This window comes from Nocardioides sp. Soil774 (assembly GCF_001428125.1).
GTDB lineage: Bacteria > Actinomycetota > Actinomycetes > Propionibacteriales > Nocardioidaceae > Nocardioides.
In genome coordinates this window covers 623235-641221 of sequence record NZ_LMSM01000006.1, presented here as the reverse complement: position 1 = coordinate 641221, position 17987 = coordinate 623235, and the positions used below count along the sequence as shown (strand labels likewise).

Sequence of the window (17987 nt, the reverse complement as noted above, 5' to 3'; positions counted from 1 at the left end):
CGCCGACGGTCACCTGGTGCCTGAGTGGATCAGCGCCATCGCCTCGGCCCGGGTGGCCTGGTGGGTGAGGAACGCGCCGCGCACCGCGGAGGTGATCGTGCGGGCACCGGCCTTCTTGACCCCGCGCATCGTCATGCAGAGGTGCTCGGCCTCGATCACCACGATGACGCCGCGCGCCTCGAGGATCTCCATGAGCGAGTCGGCGACCTGGGTGGTGAGCCGCTCCTGCACCTGCGGGCGCTTGGAGTAGACGTCGACGAGCCGCGCGAGCTTGGACAGCCCGGTGATCTTGCCGGTCTCGGCCGGGATGTAGCCCACGTGCGCCACGCCGGTGAACGGCACGAGGTGGTGCTCGCACATCGACCACAGCTCGATGTCGCGCACCAGCACCATCTCCTCGTGGCCGATGTCGAAGGTGGTCGTGAGCACGTCCTCCGCGGTCTGGCGCAGGCCCTGGGTCAGCTCGGCGTAGGCACGGGCCACGCGGGCGGGGGTGTCGAGCAGGCCCTCGCGGTCGGGGTCCTCCCCGATGGCGTGCAGCAGCTCGCGCACGGCGGCCTCGGCACGCGCCTGGTCGAAGGCCGGCACGTCCTCGGGACGGCGCTCGGGCAGGGTCACGGGGTCGGTCACGGTGCCTCCGGGGACGGCGGGGTCGGGGTGTCGGGGTGGGCCTGGGGGCCGCCGTGGACGTCACCGCCCGCACCCGGCGGGGTCAGGATCGCGCCCGCACCGCGGGTCCCCTCCTCCTGCGCCGTCGCGTCGGCGTGCACCCGGTCGCGGATCTCCTGCGGGATGTCGACGGGCGGGATGGCCGACGGCACGCGCTGCGGGGAGCCCGTCCACGCCGGCCGCGCGGGACGCCGGGAGAGGGGCTCGAAGATCTCGGCGATCTCGGCCTTGTCGAGCGTCTCCTTGTCGAGCAGCGCGAGCACCAGGGCGTCGAGCACGTCGCGGTTGGTCTCCAGGATCTCGAAGGCCTCCTGGTGCGCGTGACCGAGCAGGCTCTTGACCTCCCCGTCGACCGCGGCGGCGGTCTCCTCGGAGTAGTTGCGCGTGTGCCCCATGTCGCGGCCCAGGAAGGGCTCGGAGTTGTTGTCGCCGAGCTTGACCGCGCCGAGGCGCTCGGTCATGCCGTACTGGGTCACCATCGCGCGAGCCAGGTTGGTGGCCTTCTCGATGTCGTTGCCGGCACCGGAGGTCACGTCGTGGAAGATCAGCGCCTCCGCGGCCATGCCGCCGAGCATGTAGGCGAGGGAGTCGAGCATCTCGCTGCGCGTCTGGGAGTACTTGTCGCGGTCGGGCAGCACCATCGTGTAGCCGAGCGCGCGACCGCGCGGCAGGATCGTGACCTTGTGCACCGGGTCGGTGCCGGGCAGCGCCGCGGCGACCAGGGCGTGGCCGCCCTCGTGGTAGGCGGTGACGAGCTTCTCGCGCTCGCTCATCAGGCGCGTACGACGCTGCGGGCCCGCGATGACGCGGTCGATCGCCTCGTCGAGGGCCCCGTCGGTGATGAGCTTCTGGTTGTTGCGCGCGGTGAGCAGCGCGGCCTCGTTGAGCACGTTGGCCAGGTCGGCACCGGTGAAGCCGGGCGTGCGGCGGGCGATGCTCAGCAGGTCGATGTCCTGCGCGATCGGCTTGCCGCGCGAGTGGACCTTGAGGATCTGGTGGCGGCCGTTGAGGTCGGGGGCGTCGACGCCGATCTGGCGGTCGAAGCGGCCCGGTCGCAGCAGCGCGGGGTCGAGCACGTCGGGACGGTTGGTGGCAGCGATCAGGATGACCCCGCCGCGCACGTCGAAGCCGTCCATCTCGACCAGCAGCTGGTTGAGCGTCTGCTCGCGCTCGTCGTGGCCGCCGCCCATGCCGGCGCCGCGGTGGCGGCCGACGGCGTCGATCTCGTCGATGAAGACGATGGCCGGCGGGTTCTCCTTGGCCTGCTCGAACAGGTCGCGCACGCGGGAGGCGCCCACGCCGACGAACATCTCGACGAAGTCGGAGCCCGAGATCGAGTAGAACGGGACGCCCGCCTCACCTGCGACCGCGCGGGCGAGCAGCGTCTTGCCGGTGCCGGGCGGGCCGTAGAGCAGCACGCCCTTGGGGATCTTGGCGCCGACGGCCTGGAACTTGGCCGGGTCGGTGAGGAACTCCTTGATCTCCCCGAGCTCCTCGATCGCCTCCTCGCAGCCGGCGACGTCGCTGAACGTCGTCTTCGGCATGTCCTTGGTGATGAGCTTGGCCTTGGACTTGGCGAACTGCATCACGCCGCGTCCGCCGCCGCCCTGCGCCTGGTTCATCAAGAAGATGAAGAGCAGGATGATCAGCGCGAACGGCAGGAGCGTCGCGACCAGCGAGCCGAGGAAGCTCGGCTGCGGGTTCTTGGAGTTGTAGGTGTCCAGCGTCCCGGCGGCCTTGGCCTCCTTCACCGCGGTGAGGATCTGCTCCTGCTCGCCCTGGATGTAGTAGGCCACGACCTTGTCGCCCTCGGCGCGGGTGCCCGCGTCCAGGGTGGCCTGGATCTCCTGGTCGCCGTCGACGAAGGTGATCTTGTCGACCTTGCCGTCGTCGATGTAGGAGGCGAGGGTCGAGGTGTTGACCTCGTCGTAGCCGTCACTGGGCGCGAGGAACTGGATCGCCAGCAGCACCGCGAACGCGGACAGGACGATCCACAGCCAGGGACCCTTGAATATGCGCTTCACAGGCAACTTTCACCGGTTCGGAGTTGGTGGGGCGACGCTACAGGTCGCTCGGGCGCCCATTCTTTCAGGCGGGGTGAAGCGGGGCGAGCCGCTCAGGCCCGCTCAGCTGTAGACGTGGGGCGCGAGGGTGCCGATGTCGCGCAGGTTGCGGTAGCGCTCGCGGTAGTCGAGGCCGTAGCCGACGACGAACTCGTTGGGGATGTCCCACCCGACGTACTTCGGCTCCACGGGCATCGACAGCGCCTCGGGCTTGCGCAGCAGGGTGGCGATCTCGACGCTCGCCGGGCTGCGGCTGGAGAGGTTGTTGACCAGCCAGCTGAGCGTGAGGCCGGTGTCGATGATCTCGTCGACGATCAGCACGTCGCGTCCGCTGATGTCGGTGTCGAGGTCCTTGAGGATCCGTACGACGCCGCTCGACTTGGTGCCGGAGCCGTAGGAGCTCACCGCCATCCAGTCCATCTCGAGGTGGCGCGGCATGGAGCGCGCGAGGTCGGCCATCACCATGACCGCACCGCGCAGCACGCCGACGACGAGCAGGTCGCGTCCCTCGTAGTCCTCGGTGATCTGCACCGCCATCTCGGCCAGCCGCTGCTGGATCTGCTCCTCGGTGAAGAGGATGTTGACCAGGTCGTTCTCCACGTGGGACGAGTCCATGGGTGCAGCCTAGGGCGCGGGCCGGGGAGGGCGGGGCGTCAGGGCGCCTCGAGGACCAGCACCCCGTCGCGACGGATCGCCCGCAGCGGCCCGGGGAGGTCGACCCAGCGCTGGCCGCGCCAGGCGACGAGCAGCTTGTCGACCTCCAGCACGTGACCGCGCGTCAGCTCGGAGGCGGGGGCGCCGGCGTCGAGGGCGAAGCGGTGGAGCACCCGGTGGCGCAGCGCCGGCGGCTCGGCGGCCAGCGCGACCGCGTCGAGGCCGTCGAGGTGGCGCACGCGCTCGAAGGCAGCGGCAGCGAGCTCCTCGAGCAGCGCGGTGTCGTCGCGCAGCTGGTCGGCGGTGCGGGCGAGCGCCTGCGCGACGCCGGGGCCGAGCTCGTCCTCGAGCACCGGCAGCACCCGCTCGCGCACCCGGACCCGGGCGTAGCCGGCGTCGTGGTTGTGCGGGTCGTCCCAGACCTCCAGGCCCTCGACCTGGCAGGCGGTCACGGTGTCGTCGCGGCGTACGCCGAGCAGCGGGCGCGCGAACACCCCGAAGCCCGGCCGCATGCCCTGCAGCGAGCGGCCGCCCGAGCCGCGGGCCAGGCCGAGGAGCACGGTCTCGGCCTGGTCGTCGAGGGTGTGGCCCAGCAGCACCACCGCCGCGCCGAGGTGCTCGGCGACCTGCTCCATGACGGCGTACCTCGCCTCCCGCGCAGCGGCCTCGGGGCCGAGACCGGAGGCCTCGTCGACGTGCACGCGCGCGGTCAGGGTCTCGTGGACGCCGAGGGCAGCGAGCTGGGCCACCACCCGGTCGGCCTGGGCGTCCGAGCCCGGCTGCAGGCCGTGGTCGACGGTGACGCCGACGACGCGCAGGCCGAGCTTGCGACCCTCGAAGACCGCGGCGGAGGCCAGCGCCAGGGAGTCAGCGCCACCGCTGCACGCCACCGCCACCACGTCACCGGGGGTGAGCGACGAGAGCGCGGCCCGGACCGGGACGCGCACCGCCGCGACGGAGGGGTGGAGCGTCACAGCACCCGGGCGACCCAGGCGTCCGGGTCCTCGATCTCGGCCTTGCTGGGCAGCGTCTCCGGTCCGCTCCACACGGCGTTGAAGCCGTCCATGCCGACCTTGTCGACGACGTGGCGCACGAAGATCGCGCCGTCGCGGTACTGCGCCATCTTGGCGTCGAGCCCGAGCAGCCGACGCAGCAGCTTGTCGAGGCCGCCGGTGCCCTTGCGGCGCTGGTTGAACTTCGTGCGGATCTGCTCGACCGACGGGATGACGCTGGGGCCGACGCCGTCCATGACCACGTCGGCGTGGCCCTCGAGCAGCGACATCACGCCCGTGACCCGGTCGAGGATCTCCTTCTGCTCCGGCGAGGAGATGAGGTCGAGGACGCTGCCGTTGCCGCCGCGGATCGCCTCGGCCCCGCGGCGCAGTCCGTCGAGCAGCGCGCTCGGCTCGATCGTGTCGGCCACCGCGTGCATCTGGGCGAGCAGGTGGTCGCCGAGCCACGGGTTGGCGGTGAACTGCACCCGGTGGGTCTCCTCGTGCAGGCACACCCAGAGCCGGAAGTCGGTGGGGTCGGCGCCGATCTCGCGCTCGACGTGGACGATGTTGGGCGCCACGAGCAGCAGCCGGCCGTGCGGGGCGAAGAACGGGTCGAACTGGCCCAGCACCTTCGAGCCGAGGAAGCCGAGCATGAGCCCCACCTCGGCGCCGGTGACGCGGGACCCGAAGGCCTCGGCGAGCGGGGACGGCGGCCCCTTCTTCTCCACGAGCTTGTCGACGACCGGGGCGAGGATCTTGGAGAAGGCGTCGGCGTTGGCGCGCAGCCAGCCGGTGCGGTCGACCACGAGCACGGGTGCGGTGCCCGACTCGGTGTGCAGGCCGGTGAACTCGCGCACCAGCGGCGTGGAGCGGGCGGCTCCCTCACGCAGCTCGAGGACCGCGGCCTCCGCCTCGGCAGCACTGACCTCGGGCCCGGGGCCGGCCACCCTGGACCCCACTGTCACGGCGAGGTCCCAGTCCACGAGGTTCATGTCCCGACCCTAGCCGGGGGCTCGTGAGCAGCGGCAGGCCGCGAGCGCGCCCGCGGCCAGGTCGAGGGCCTCCTGCGCGTCGACCTTGTCGGCGTCGGCCACCCGGTCGGCGGCGAGCACGAACGCCATCGGCACACCGTCGCGGCCGATCGCGATCCCGGCGAGGGCGTGCACCCCGGTCAGGGTGCCGGTCTTGGCGCGCACCAGGCCCCGGGCGAGCGCGGGGCCGTCGGCGAAGCGATAGGTCAGTGACCCGGTGAACCCGGCGACCGGCATGCCCGTGACGAGGCTGCGCATCGCCTCGCCCCCGGGTCCGGCCGCGTGCTGGAGGAGCGCGATGATCGTGGACGTGGCCACCCGGTTGCGCCGCGACAGGCCGGAGCCGTCGTACACCTCGTCAGCCGACGTGTCGATGCCGAGCCCGCGCAGGGTGTCGAGGACGCCCGCCGCACCCGCCTCGAACGACCCCGTGCCCGAGGTCGCGAGGCCGACGTGGTGGCCCATCACCTCGGCTCCCTCGTTGTCGCTGACGTCGAGGATGCGCTCGACGATCTCGGCCACCGGCGCGCTCTCGACGGCGGCGAGCTCCTCGGCCCCGGGACGTACGACGACCCGCTGCGGCTCGCCGGCCACGCGCAGCCCGGCGGCGGCGAGGGCGTCGGCGAAGGCGCGGGCCGCGGCCCGGGAGGGGTCGTCGGAGCGGGTGAGGCCGTCGGGGGCCACGCCTCCGTCGACCATCAGCGCGGTGATGGGGCTGACGATGTCGTCGGGGACGTAGTCGCGTCGCCAGGCCGGGTTGTCCGTGGGCCCGGTGAAGAGGCTGTCGTCGTAGCGAACCTCGACCCGGCCGCGACCGCCGAGCGCCTCGGCGGCCTGCAGCGCCAGGGTGGCGACGTCGGCGCGCGCGGGATAGGTCGAGGCGGCCTCGTCGACGGTGAGCGGCTTGCTCGCCAGCAGCGGGTCTCCCCCACCGACGAGCACCACCTCGCGCGGCCCCTCGCCGCGCACGACCGAGGTGGTGAAGGTGTGGTCGGGGCCGAGCGTCTCGAGGGCGGCGCAGAGGGTGAGCAGCTTGGTGGTGGAGGCCGGCACGTAGCGGCCGTCCCCGCTCGTCCACGTCGGGCCTCCCGGCGCCAGCGAGGTCACCTCGCCCACGACGTGCCGCCCGAGGTCGGGATCGGCCAGGTCGGCGGCGACGGCCGCGGCCACGCGGGCCGGGACGACCTGCCCCGCCGCGTCGACCGGGGTCGCAGCGGGGGGCTCGGTCCAGGCCGGCAGGTCGAGGCCGGCCGGGGGCAGGACCTGCTCGGGCTCGCTGACGGGGTCGGCGGCCAGCCAGGGCAGGTAGCGCTGGCCCCACTCGAAGCGGTAGGCGGCCACGCCAGAGGCGAGCAGGGCGAGGACGAGCAGGGTGGGGAGCCACGTGCGCACCCGGCCACCGCCGGAGTGGCGTACCTCACGTCGCCGACGTTTCGACCCTCTCGCTTCGCGCATCGGGGCCATTGTGCGCGACACTGCCCCCAGACCCTCGCCTCGGGCTCCCGCTCGAGGCTGCGAGCAGGACCCTGAGATGGCGGCGATGACGTGCCGGGAGTGTGGAGGAAGACGTGCTGACGTTCGACGTGCTGGTGGAGATCCCCAAGGGCGAGCGCAACAAGTACGAGGTCGACCACGAGACCGGGCGCATCCGCCTGGACCGCATGCTGTTCACCTCGACCGCCTACCCGGCCGACTACGGCTACATCGAGAACACCCTCGGCCAGGACGGCGACCCGCTCGACGCGCTGGTCATCCTGCAGCAGCCGACGTTCCCGGGCTGCCTCATCGAGTGCCGCGCGATCGGCATGTTCCGCATGACCGACGAGGCCGGCGGCGACGACAAGGTGCTGTGCGTGCCGTCGCACGACCCGCGCCTGGAGCACCTGCGCGACATCAACCACGTCTCGAAGTACGACCGGCTCGAGATCCAGCACTTCTTCGAGGTCTACAAGGACCTCGAGCCCGGCAAGTCCGTCGAGGGCGCTGACTGGGTCGGCCGCGTCGAGGCCGAGGCCGAGGTGCGCGCGTCGTTCGAGCGCTTCAAGACCGAGGGCCACGGCAACGACGTCGACAACCTCGCCGACGACAGCCTGGGCGAGGACGCCTGACGTACGCCGGCCTCACCTGCTGAGGCCGACCTCCTCGCCGACCGCCCCGAGCTTGTCGGGGTTGCGCACGAGGAACAGGCGCGTCACGACGCCGTCCTCGACGACCATCGTGCCCACGCCGTCGCGCTGACCCGCGACCACGAACTGGATCGCGGGCGAGCCGTTGAGCCACACCGGCACGAGCTCGAGCGCGCCGGGCGCGACCGCGGACAGGAAGCGGAGCACCTTCTCGCGCCCGAAGATCGGGTTGAGCGCCGCCTTCACCCGGCCGCCGCCGTCGGTCATCAGCACCACGTCGGGCGCGAGCACGTCCATCAGCGCCTGGAGGTCACCGCCCGCCGCGGCGGCCCGGAACCTCTCGATGACCGCGTCGCGCTCCGCAGCGCTGACGGACGAGCGCGGACGGCGCTCGGCGACGTGCGCACGCGCCCGGCTGGCGATCTGACGCACCGCGGGCTCGGACTTCTCGACCGCCTCGGCGATCTCGGCGTAGGGCACGTCGAAGACCTCGCGCAGCACGAAGACCGCGCGCTCGGTGGGCGGCAGGGTCTCGAGCACCAGCAGCATGGCGGTCGACACGCTGTCGGCGAGCGCGACGTCGTCGGCGACGTCCGGCGCGGTGAGCACGGGCTCGGGCAGCCACGTGCCGACGTAGTCCTCACGCCGTCGCGACAGCGTGCGCAGGCGGTTGAGCGAGAGCCGCGTGGTCATCCGGACGAGATAGGCGCGCGGGTCGCGCACCTCGGCGACGTACACGCCCGCCCACCGCAGCCACACCTCCTGGACGACGTCCTCGGCGTCGGCGGCGGAGCCGAGCATCTCGTAGGCCACCGTGAACAGCAGGCTCCGGTGGGCAGAGAAGTCGTCCGTCACCTGCTGATCGTCCCAGCCTGCGCCAGCGGCAGCTCGCAGACGTCGCTGAAGCCCTGCGAGGCCAGCCCCATCGCGGAGTTGAAGCGCGAGCGCTCGTTCTCCACCGCCACCATCATGGTGAGCTCGACGACGGCTGCGTGGCCGAGCTGCTCGTCGAGGCTCGCCACCATCTCGTCGGTGACCTCCGGAGGCGTCACGGTCATCGCCTCGGCATAGGCCATCACCTCGCGCTCGAGGTCGGTGAAGACCTCCGACTCGCGCCACCGCGGCACCTCGCGCACCTTGGCCTCGTCGAGGCCCTGGGTGTGGGCGATGAAGTAGCCGAAGTCCAGGCACCACGAGCAGCCGATCGCCCCCGCGCTCGCCATCTCGGCGTACGACCTGAGGTGCGGGTCGAGCGCCTTCCACCGGCCGACCTTCTGCTCGAAGCCGAAGACCGCCTTGAGGACGGGCAAGTTGTGCCACAGGACGTAGGCGTTGTCGGGCACCTGGCCCCACGTGCGCCGCGCGACACGGGTCATGACGGCGCCGTATGCCCCGTCGATGCGGGCCTTCGGGATCCGGAACTGGCTGGGCATCTGTCCTCCTGTTGTCGTGGGTGTTGACATGGAGACACCGCCCGGGTGGGTGGTGTGACAGGCCGGCTGGCCCACGATGCTGGATCGGTGGATGTGCGCGTCGGGCTGTGTGGCTGGACGGTGTCGCAGGCGTCCTACGTGCGCCGCTTCCCGCTCGTCGAGGTGCAGCACACGTTCTACGAGCCGCCGTCCGACACGCTGCTCGCCCGCTGGCGCGCCCAGGTGCCGCCGGACTTCGAGTTCACCATCAAGGCCTGGCAGGTCGTGACCCACGAGTCGGGCAGCCCGACCTACCGGCGGCTCAGGACGCCGCTGCCCGACAGCGCCCGGGGACAGGTGGGAGCGTTCCGGACGACGCCTCCCGTGCTGGCGGGGTGGCAGCGCACGCTGGAGTGCGCCCGCGTGCTGCGGGCGACGGCCGTGCTGCTGCAGTGCCCGCGCAGCTTCCGCCCGACGCCCGGCAACGTCGCCCGCATGCGGACCTTCCTGGCGCAGGTCGAGCGACCGGCCGGTCGCCTCCTCTGGGAGCCACGGGGCGAGTGGCCCGCCCAGCTGCTCGCCGAGCTCTGCTCCGAGCTGGACCTGGTGCACGTCGTCGACCCGATGCAGACCGAGACCGTCACCCCCGACCGGACCTACTACCGGCTGCACGGCACCACGGGCTCGCGGCACGTCCACACCGACGACGAGCTGCTCCGGCTGCGTGAGCGGATCGACGGCAGGCCCTCGCCCTACGTCCTGTTCAACAACATCCCGCGCGCCGGCGACGCGGAGCGGTTCCTCGCCCTGCTGTGGGGCTGACGGCTCACAGCCCGGACAGGAACACCTCGACCGCCCGCGCGACCTCGAGGTGGATCTCCGCGGTGCGCACGGCATCGGGCGTGGCCATGGAGTGGTCGGCGTCGGCGACCTCGAGCACGTCGCAGCCGTTGGCTCCCAGCTCGCGCGCGACGTCGGTGTCCCACAGCTCGTCGGCCAGGCCGCCGACGAGCAGCTGGCGTCCGGGGTTGGCGGCGATGGCCTCCGCGAGCGGCGCCTCGACCAGCAGCGGGGTGAACCAGATCGCGTCGAGCCCGCGCTCGGCGGCGTACGACGCGGCGCGGGTGCCCAGCGACTTCGCGACGACCAGCACCCGGTCGGCGTCCTCCTGCGCGAGCGCCTCGACCACGTGCCTGCGCACCCACGAGTCGCCGTCCTCGTCGCCCTTGGTCGTGGTGTCCCACCAGACCTGCTGGACGGCGAAGCCGTGCTGCAGCAGGGCGCGACGGGCGAGCTCGAGGAGCGGCGCCGAGGGCGAGTACGCCCGTCCCGGCACGACCAGCGCGAGGCCGCGGCTACGGCCCGCGGGCTCCCAGCGGGTCGGTAGTCCTCCGAAGGTCATGCGGTCGCCTCCCGGCCCGGCTGTCGGGTCGCGCGGAAGTAGCCGAGGGCGCCGTGCAGGGTGAGTTCGACGACGTCGCAGCCGGCCTCCAGCAGCCACGTGCGCGCCTCGGTCGAGGTGCACATCGGGCCGAGGATGCCCGCGCGGGTGCCGCTGCGGCGCAGCAGCTCGTAGCGCCGGCCGGTGTCGGTGAAGATCGAGCTGCCGGTGATCACGCCGCCGGGGGCGAGCACGCGGACCATCTCCTGGATCGCGCGGCGCGGGTCGGGGAAGCAGTGCAGGCCGGTGAACGACACGACCAGGTCGAAGGAGCCGTCGGCGAACGGCATCGAGGCCACGTCGGTCACCGCCGGCGTCACCTGGTCGGCCACGCCGAGGCGCCGTGCCGTCGCCGTCGCGCGCCGGAGCATGGTGGCGGAGATGTCGGCCACGACGACGTCGAGGCCCTGCCCGGGGCGTACGCCGCGCAGCGCGACGCCGGAGCCGGTCGGCACGTCCAGCACCCGCGCACCGGCAGGCAGCGTGCCCAGCTCCGCCGCCGCGTCGTGGAGCAGCGAGAGGTCGCTGCCGGTGCCGAGGCGCCAGGCGAGCGGACCGACGGGCTCGTGGTCGACGAGCCAGGGGTAGACGTAGGACCAGAGGGGGTCCTCGCTCCAGCCGCCGAGCCCCGGCAGCCTCATGAAGGACACGGCCTCACCCGATGAGCTCCTCGGACCGCAGCATCTCCTCGGGCACCCCGAACGCGTCGACCAGGTCCACCGCCAGTGGGCGGACCTTGCGGCACAGCGCGTTGACCTCGCGGCTGATCGCCTTGGAGCGGGCACTGGAGAGGCGCCCGTGCTCCATGAACCACGCGCGGTCGGCCTCGATGGTGGCCAGCGCGTGCAGGTCGCAGAGCAGGTTGAGCGCGACCTTGAGGTCGCCGTCGGGCAGCGCGGCGACCTTGGCGACGAACGCCTCGAGCACGAGGCGCTCGGTGTGGGCGCGCGCCGCGGCGATGACGTGGTCCTGCACGCGCGAGAAGACCGCGCCGGGGTTGGCCCCCTGGTCGATGCCACGCTTGAGGCGGCGTGCGACGCCGCCGATCATGTGCTCCTCGCGGAAACGCAGCATGGCCAGCTGGTAGGCCGGGTCGAGCAGCCCGGCCTCCTGGTCCCACCGGTCGCCGCCGGGCAGCAGGTCGCGCACCGACTGCACGAGCTTGTGCACCGCGGTGCGCTCGACGACCGTCTCGACGGCCAGGCCGGCGACGAAGCGCGCCATGCCGAGCTGGTCCATGTCCTCGAACTCGCCGGCGTAGTCGGTGAGCAGCCCCTTGGCCACCAGCTGCAGCAGGACGTGGTTGTCGCCCTCGAAGGTCGTGAAGACGTCGGTGTCGGCCTTGAGCGCGGCGAACCTGTTCTCGCTGAGGTAGCCCGCTCCCCCGCAGGCCTCGCGGCACTCCTGGATGGTGCGGGTGGCGTGCCAGGTGCCGAGGGCCTTGGTGCCGGCGGCGCGCGACTCGAGCATCCGGCGGGCGTGCTCGTCGCTGCCGGGCTCGGTCGGGCCGGGGCCGGAGAAGACCTCGTGCAGCTGCCCGGCGACGACCTCCTGCGCGAAGTGGAGGGCGTACGTCCGCGCCAGCAGCGGCAGCAGGCGGCGCTGGTGCATGCCGTAGTCGAGGAGCACCTGCTCCTCGTCGGGCGAGACCGCCTCGAACTGCCGACGACGGTCGGCGTAGCGGGTGGCGATCGTGAGCGCGACCTTGGCGGCGTTGATCCCGGCGCCGCCGACGCAGACCCGGCCCTGCACGAGGGTGCCGAGCATGGTGAAGAAGCGCTTGTTGGGGTTGTCGATCGGCGAGAGGTAGCGGCCCTCGGGCGTCACCTCGGCGAACTGGTTGAGCAGCGCGGTGCGCGGCACCCGCACGTGGTCGAACCACAGCCGGCCGTTGTCGACGCCGTCCAGGCCCATCTTGGGACCGCAGTCCTCGATCCTCACGCCGTCGAGGACGCGTCCGCCCTCGCGGATCGGCACCACGAAGGCGTGCACGCCGTGGCGCTCGACGCCCTCCTCGCTCGGGACCTCAAGCTGGGCGAAGACGACTGCGAGCTCGGCGTGGGCCGCGGCGTTGCCGATGTAGTCCTTGCGGCTGACGTCGTCGGGGGTGGTGATGACGAACTCCTGCGCCTCGGCGTCGTACGTCGCCACTGTGCCCAGCGCCTGCACGTTGGAGCCGTGCCCGGTCTCGGTCATCGCGAAGCAGCCCATGGTGCGGCCGGTGACGAGGTCGGCGAGGTAGGCGTCGTGGTGGTGCTGGGTGCCGAGCTGGAGGATCGCGCCGCCGAAGAGGCCGAACTGCACACCCACCTTCACCAGCACCGACAGGTCGCCGTAGGCCAGGGTCTCGAAGGCGGCGACCGAGGCGCCGATGTCGCCGCCGCCGCCGTGCTCGGTGGGGAATCCCATGCCGGTCTGGCCGGACTCGGCCATCATCACCACGACGTCCCGCACCCGGTCGCGGAACTCGGAGGTGGTCATCTGCTCGGCGTCCAGCAGCACCTGCGCGTGCTCGGCGAGGTTGGCACGCACCAGGTCGCGGACCTCGCGGTAGCGGCCGTCGAGGAGGCTGCGCAGCGCGGCGACGTCGACGACCGGCTCGGCGTAGCCGCGGTCGGCTGCATGCACCGCGTCGTCGTCGCCCGCGACCGCAGCGGCCTCGGGCACGGGCGTGGGAATCTCGTCGGCGATCGGAGGGACCTGGTCGGTGGCCATACCGCCCAAACTAGCCCGACGGGTAGGTTCCTCGCGATGAACACCACCGCTGACACCCCTGCGGGCGAGGGCACGGGGAACGCCGCCGGGAAGATGGCCTACAACTTCGCCGTCGTCGGCGTGCAGAAGGGCGGCACGTCGACGCTCGCGGTGACGCTCAACCAGCACCCGCTGGTGTGCCAGGCCCCCGACAAGGAGCGGCACTACTTCGACGACGAGACCGTCGACTGGTCGGCGCCGGACTACGCGGCCGACTACACCGCGCCACGCCGAGCCCCGATCCACCGCCTGCTCGGCGACGCCAGCCCCACCTACCTCTACTGGCCGCAGGCGCTGCGCCGGATGCAGGCCTACGACCCCGACCTGCCGCTCATCGCCGTCTTCCGCGACCCCCTCGAGCGGCTGTTCTCCCACTGGGTGATGCTGCGCTCGCGCAACCTGGCCTGGCCCGACTGGCCGGACTTCCTGACCGAGTGGCCGCACACCTCGCTCCCCGACGCGGTGCCCGACGACGTACGCACGATGCGGTGGCGGCACATGACCGGCCTGGCGCGTGGCTTCTACGGCGAGCAGCTGCAGCGCGGCTTCGAGCTCTTCGACCGCCGTCAGTGGCTGCTGCTGGAGCTGCGCGAGATGCTCGGCGACTTCGAGCAGACCATCCACCGCACCACCGACTTCCTCGACCTCCCGCGCTTCGAGCGGGTGCCGCCGCTGAAGAACTGGCACGCCGGGGCCGAGCAGGTGCCCGGCACCGCACCGAGCGGCGACGACCTCGCGCGGCTGGCCGAGGTCTACGCCAAGGACCTCGCGCTCTTCGAGGAGCTGTCCGGCATCGACACGTCGGGGTGGGCGACGCGGCTCATCCTCGACGGCGACCTCGACCCGGCCGAGCTGGCAGCGAGGTTCGCCCGCAAGGTGCGGTGACCCCTCGCGCGGCCCTCCCCACGACGGTCAGGGCCGCGCGAAGAAGTTCGGTGCGCGCCAGGCGTACATCGACTCGCGGCTCACGTCGCGGCCGGTGCGCGGGGCGTGGATGACCTGGCCGTCGCCGACGTAGAGCGCCACGTGGTAGATCGAGCTCGCGCTGCTCGAGGAGCCCCAGAAGACGAGGTCGCCGGGCGCGAGCTGGGCCGCGGTGATGCGCGTGGACTGGGTGTACTGCGCGACGGAGTAGTGCGGGAGGTAGGTCCCGGCGGCGGCCCAGGCGCCCGCCGTCAGCCCGGAACAGTCCCACGCGTCGGGTCCCGAGGCGCCCCAGCGGTAGGGCTCGCCCAGCTGCGCGGTCGCGAAGGCGATCGCGGCCGCCGCGCCGCCGGCCGGGGGCGGGGGCGTGGGGGTGGGCGTCGGGGTGGGGGCGGGGGTCGGGGTGGGGGTGGGCGCCGGGGTGGGGGTCGGCGTCTCTGTCGGCGTGGGGGTGGGCGTGGGGGTCGGCGTCTCAGTCGGCGTCGGGGTCGGGGTCGGTTGGGGCGTGGGGGTGGGCGTGCTGGACGGAGTCGGTGTACTGGTCGGCGTCGGCGTCGGCTTCGTGGTGGGGGTGGGGGTGGGGGTCGGCTGCTGCTCGTCCTGCTCCTGCTGGGCCTGTGCGTCTGCCTCAGCCTGGGCCTGGGGATCGGCCTCGGCCTGCGCGGCGGCGGCGGCTGCCTCGGCGGCCGCCTGCTCGAGTGCCGACTGGCGCCTCTCGGCGAGGCGCACGCTGATGCCCTGGAGCTCGGCGAGCTCGGCGATGAGCTCGGACTTGGTCGCGGCGATCGCCTCAGCCTGCGTGCCGGCCTCGGCCTGCGCCTGGGCCGCGGCGTCGCGCGCCTGCTCGGCCTCGCGCTCGGCCGCCTCGGCCCGCTCGGAGGCCTGGGCGGCGGTGGTCGCGGTGACGTCCGCGACCGCCGAGGAGGCGATGTAGGCGTCGTACTGGCTGTCGAGGGCGTCCGAGGTGTTGCCCATCGTCACCGTGCGGTCGATCAGCGACTCGATGCCGTCGGCCTCGACCACTGCGGACAGGCCCTGCACCCCGGAGGCCTCCTCGTAAGACCGGACCACGGTGTCTGCGTAGAGCTCGCGCTGGGCCTCGACGTCCGCACGGGCCGACGCGGCAGCGGCCTCCGCCTGCCGGGCGTCCTCGCGGGCCTGCTCGACGCGCCAGCGGGCACCGTTCCAGGCTTCCGCGGCCTGGGCGGCGGTGTCGCCCGCCGTCTCCAGCGCGAGGTTGGCGCGGATCAGGTCGGCCTGCACGGAGGCGACGTCGCGCCCCTTGGCGTCCGCCTTCTCCTGGGCATTCGCGACGTCGGCCTGGCTCGGCACTGCGTCGCCGTCGTCGGCGAAGGCGGTCGGGAGCCCGCCGCCGATCGCCAGCGCGACGACCAGCGTGCACGCGGTCGCCCAGCGCGACGTCGCACGACGTGGCGGTGCGGACTGCGGGACGACGGGCACGGGGGCTCCCTTGGGCTCGGGGTGCCCGTGCGACTTCCCCATCGCACGGGCAACTCGAGGCACGCTAGTGAACTTTCGTCACACTGGGAACACTTTGCTCATCTTTTTCACTTTGTGCCGGCGTGTCGACTTGACAGACTACAGCGGTGTAATTCGTGAACTACACGGGTGTAAGTCGTCGGCATCACGGACTGGAGTCCCCGGATATCCGGGGACTTCCCCGGTTGTCACACCAGATCTCGGGCACCATGCGGGAGTCTTGGGTGCAAACCCCGCCGACCAAGCCCACTGTCCACAGATGCTGGAACGCCGGATTGGAGCCCGGGGGTCGAGGGCAGGTGCCAGCCCATGACCCCACAGCAGCGCGACCTCGACGGCCTGGTGCGCCTGCGCCGCGACCTCATCGCCGACGGGCTGACCGACAACCAGATCGACCGTCTGGTGCGGGCCAAGGTGCTCAAACGGATCCGGTACGGCGCGTTCGTCGACATGGCCGTCTGGGAGCAGCTCACGCCGGGAGACCGCCATCGCCTCCTGGCCCTAGCCGTCCTCGCGCGGGCCCACGGAGCCACGGCGCTGACCCACGTCTCGTCGATCATCGAGCGCGGCCTGCCCCTGTGGGGCTTCTCCCTCGATGTCGTCCACACCACCCGCACCGGACCCGAGAGGGCCGGTCGGCGGCAACGCGACTGGGTGCCGCACCGCGCCGTGCTCGGCGAGGACGATCGTGAGGAGCTCAACGGCATCGTGGTCAGCACGCCGGCGCGTGCGGCGTTCGAGACCACGACGATCAGTGACGTCGAACGCTCACTCGTCGCGGTGAACCGCCTGCTCCACGCGGGTGCGATGACCCTCGACGAGCTCGCCGCGCAGGTGGAGACCCATCGCTGGTGGCCGGGCAGCCTGACGTCGGACCTCGTCATCCGCCTGGCCGACCCCCGCCTGGAGTCGGTGGGGGAAGACCGCTTCAGCTACCTGGCCTACAAGCAGGGCATCCCCAAGGCCGACCCCCAGTTCGAGGTGTACGACGAGCAGGGCACGCTCGTCGCACGGCTCGACTTCGCCTGGCCGGAGCTGAACGTGTTCCTCGAGTTCGACGGCAAGGTGAAGTACGAGCGACACCGCAGGGAGGGCGAGACGTTGGAGGAGTTCCTCATGCGCGAGAAGACGCGCGAGGAGCTGGTGTGCCTGCTCACCGGATGGGTGTGCATCCGGATCGGGTGGGTCGACCTGGCGCAGCCCGAGCGGCTCGCGAGCCGGATCCGCGGCGTGATGGCAGCGCGCAACAAGCTGGCGTCGTGACGACGGCTTTGCACCCGAGACTCACGGTTGTCACCCGAGATCTCGTGTGACAACCGGGAGAGTCCCCGGATATCCGGGGACTCCAGGGCGAGGAGAGGCGTACGCCGCTCAGTCGACGTCGACGGGCACCTGGTGCGTCGTGGAGGTGGGGTGCGACGACAACCCCCGCCGATCGAACTTCTGCCCGCTCGCCAGCCCCCCGAGCCAGAAGGAGAAGAGCGCGATGACCACGCCGGCGAGGTCGTCGGCGATGTAGTGCCAGCCGAAGTAGAGCGTGGCCACGACGGTGATCGCGAAGTTGGCCCAGAAGACGACGTGCAGGATCCGGTTGCGCAGCGTGTACTGCACCATCAGCGCGACCAGCAGCGTGATCGCGACGTGCAGCGACGCGAACCCCGCGACCGACTGGACGGCCCCGACAGCGCCGTCACGCAGCACCCCCTGCCGACCGTTGTAGAGAGCAGCCATGAGCGCCCTGGACCCCGTGTCGGGCAGGTCGGCGTAGAGGTAGCTGTACTGGAAGCCCGGGCCCAGGGTCGGCAGCGCGTAGTAGGACGCGGTGCCGAGCGTCCACGCGATGCACTGCGACGTGGCGAACCAGTAGCCGAAGGTGATGTTGCGCGACCACACCAGCCAGGCGGCGAGCGCCAGCGGCACGAGCGGCAGGAACCACAAGTAGATCGTGGACAGGAAGTGCGCGGAGACGCCGGTGCCGAAGATCGTGTGCAGGATCGTCGCGGGCTCGTGGCCGAACATCAGCGCCCGGTCGATGAGGTGCAGCTCGCGGTCGTACTTGTCCTCGCCCATGATGAAGGGCAGGAACGACTTGAGGTTCCGGTAGCAGACGTAGGTGATGTAGAAGGAGACCAGCCCGAGCACGACCAGGATGATCCGCTCGCGGTCCCAGTGCTCGCGCACCCGCTGGCGCACGAGGTCGGGCATCAGTGCGGGCTTGAAGCGCGAGGCCCAGAGCGTGCGCGGGAGGACGTCGAGCAGGAACGCGCCGAGGATGATCAGCGGCAGCCGCAGCCACGACGGACCGAGGAAGCCGTCGGGGTCGACCAGCGATCGGTCGAGCGTGAGAGCGGCGGCCAGGGCCAGTGCGCCCATGGTCGCGGCGACTCCCACGAGCAGGGCATAGGCCGGTCTGTACAC

Annotated in this window: 17 protein-coding genes; 4 read left to right on the top strand and 13 right to left on the bottom strand. The window is 72.0% G+C overall.

Going from position 1 to position 17987, the window contains the following annotated elements; all coding sequences use genetic code 11:
* Positions 1-9 precede the first annotated feature (9 nt).
* From folE to dacB, 6 genes are all read right to left on the bottom strand, one after another.
* Positions 10-618 (bottom strand): GTP cyclohydrolase I FolE, encoded by a 609-nt coding sequence (gene folE, locus ASG76_RS08650; protein ID WP_414858320.1) that lies wholly within the window; start codon positions 616-618, stop codon positions 10-12.
* A gap of 8 nt (positions 619-626) precedes the next feature.
* Entirely contained in the window at positions 627-2693 is a 2067-nt protein-coding gene (ftsH, locus tag ASG76_RS08645) for an ATP-dependent zinc metalloprotease FtsH (RefSeq protein ID WP_056602057.1), read from the bottom strand.
* 102 nt (positions 2694-2795) lie between these two features.
* The gene (hpt, locus tag ASG76_RS08640) at positions 2796-3347 is read right to left on the bottom strand and encodes a hypoxanthine phosphoribosyltransferase (RefSeq protein WP_056602056.1); all 552 of its coding nucleotides are present in this window, start codon (positions 3345-3347) and stop codon (positions 2796-2798) included.
* A 38-nt stretch (positions 3348-3385) separates the two neighbouring features.
* Complete coding sequence (gene tilS, locus ASG76_RS08635) at positions 3386-4360, bottom strand: tRNA lysidine(34) synthetase TilS (RefSeq protein ID WP_056602055.1); 975 nt, start codon at positions 4358-4360, stop codon at positions 3386-3388.
* Entirely contained in the window at positions 4357-5373 is a 1017-nt protein-coding gene (locus ASG76_RS08630; RefSeq protein WP_056602054.1) for a zinc-dependent metalloprotease, read from the bottom strand. Before ASG76_RS08630 ends, tilS begins: the two co-directional genes overlap by 4 nt.
* 9 nt (positions 5374-5382) lie before the next feature.
* Entirely contained in the window at positions 5383-6804 is a 1422-nt protein-coding gene (dacB, locus tag ASG76_RS08625) for a D-alanyl-D-alanine carboxypeptidase/D-alanyl-D-alanine-endopeptidase (protein ID WP_056602053.1), read from the bottom strand.
* A 179-nt stretch (positions 6805-6983) separates the two neighbouring features.
* Here dacB and ASG76_RS08620 point away from each other — a divergent pair, with 179 nt between their 5' ends.
* Positions 6984-7520: an inorganic diphosphatase gene (locus ASG76_RS08620; RefSeq protein WP_056602302.1), complete on the top strand. Its 537-nt coding sequence runs from the start codon at positions 6984-6986 to the stop codon at positions 7518-7520.
* 12 nt (positions 7521-7532) lie between these two features.
* Here ASG76_RS08620 and ASG76_RS08615 read toward each other — a convergent pair whose 3' ends face one another.
* Both ASG76_RS08615 and ASG76_RS08610 read right to left on the bottom strand, forming a co-directional pair.
* Positions 7533-8393: an RNA polymerase sigma-70 factor gene (locus tag ASG76_RS08615; protein WP_056602052.1), complete on the bottom strand. Its 861-nt coding sequence runs from the start codon at positions 8391-8393 to the stop codon at positions 7533-7535.
* The gene (locus ASG76_RS08610) at positions 8390-8971 is read right to left on the bottom strand and encodes a carboxymuconolactone decarboxylase family protein (RefSeq protein WP_056602051.1); all 582 of its coding nucleotides are present in this window, start codon (positions 8969-8971) and stop codon (positions 8390-8392) included. Before ASG76_RS08610 ends, ASG76_RS08615 begins: the two co-directional genes overlap by 4 nt.
* Before the next feature lie 87 nt (positions 8972-9058).
* Here ASG76_RS08610 and ASG76_RS08605 point away from each other — a divergent pair, with 87 nt between their 5' ends.
* Positions 9059-9772: a DUF72 domain-containing protein gene (locus ASG76_RS08605; protein WP_200948108.1), complete on the top strand. Its 714-nt coding sequence runs from the start codon at positions 9059-9061 to the stop codon at positions 9770-9772.
* Between the two features lie 4 nt (positions 9773-9776).
* Here ASG76_RS08605 and ASG76_RS08600 read toward each other — a convergent pair whose 3' ends face one another.
* Genes ASG76_RS08600 through ASG76_RS08590 form a run of 3 tightly spaced genes read right to left on the bottom strand, consistent with a single transcriptional unit; the run spans position 9777 to position 13106 of the window.
* Positions 9777-10352 (bottom strand): hypothetical protein, encoded by a 576-nt coding sequence (locus tag ASG76_RS08600; protein ID WP_056602049.1) that lies wholly within the window; start codon positions 10350-10352, stop codon positions 9777-9779.
* Positions 10349-11032, bottom strand: a complete 684-nt coding sequence (locus tag ASG76_RS08595) for a class I SAM-dependent methyltransferase (RefSeq protein WP_235529487.1) — start codon at positions 11030-11032, stop codon at positions 10349-10351. The genes ASG76_RS08600 and ASG76_RS08595 overlap by 4 nt, the downstream gene beginning before the upstream one ends.
* 13 nt (positions 11033-11045) lie before the next feature.
* Entirely contained in the window at positions 11046-13106 is a 2061-nt protein-coding gene (locus ASG76_RS08590) for an acyl-CoA dehydrogenase (RefSeq protein ID WP_082587357.1), read from the bottom strand.
* A 36-nt stretch (positions 13107-13142) separates the two neighbouring features.
* Here ASG76_RS08590 and ASG76_RS08585 point away from each other — a divergent pair, with 36 nt between their 5' ends.
* The gene (locus ASG76_RS08585) at positions 13143-14030 is read left to right on the top strand and encodes a sulfotransferase domain-containing protein (RefSeq protein ID WP_056602047.1); all 888 of its coding nucleotides are present in this window, start codon (positions 13143-13145) and stop codon (positions 14028-14030) included.
* A gap of 27 nt (positions 14031-14057) precedes the next feature.
* Here ASG76_RS08585 and ASG76_RS08580 read toward each other — a convergent pair whose 3' ends face one another.
* On the bottom strand, positions 14058-15530 hold the full coding sequence (locus tag ASG76_RS08580; RefSeq protein ID WP_157559026.1) for a C40 family peptidase: 1473 nt from the start codon (positions 15528-15530) through the stop codon (positions 14058-14060).
* Between the two features lie 348 nt (positions 15531-15878).
* Between ASG76_RS08580 and ASG76_RS08575 the strand changes: the two genes are divergently transcribed.
* The gene (locus ASG76_RS08575; protein WP_056602045.1) at positions 15879-16832 is read left to right on the top strand and encodes a hypothetical protein; all 954 of its coding nucleotides are present in this window, start codon (positions 15879-15881) and stop codon (positions 16830-16832) included.
* A 108-nt stretch (positions 16833-16940) separates the two neighbouring features.
* Here ASG76_RS08575 and ASG76_RS08570 read toward each other — a convergent pair whose 3' ends face one another.
* On the bottom strand, positions 16941-17987 hold the full coding sequence (locus tag ASG76_RS08570) for a phosphatase PAP2 family protein (RefSeq protein ID WP_235529453.1): 1047 nt from the start codon (positions 17985-17987) through the stop codon (positions 16941-16943).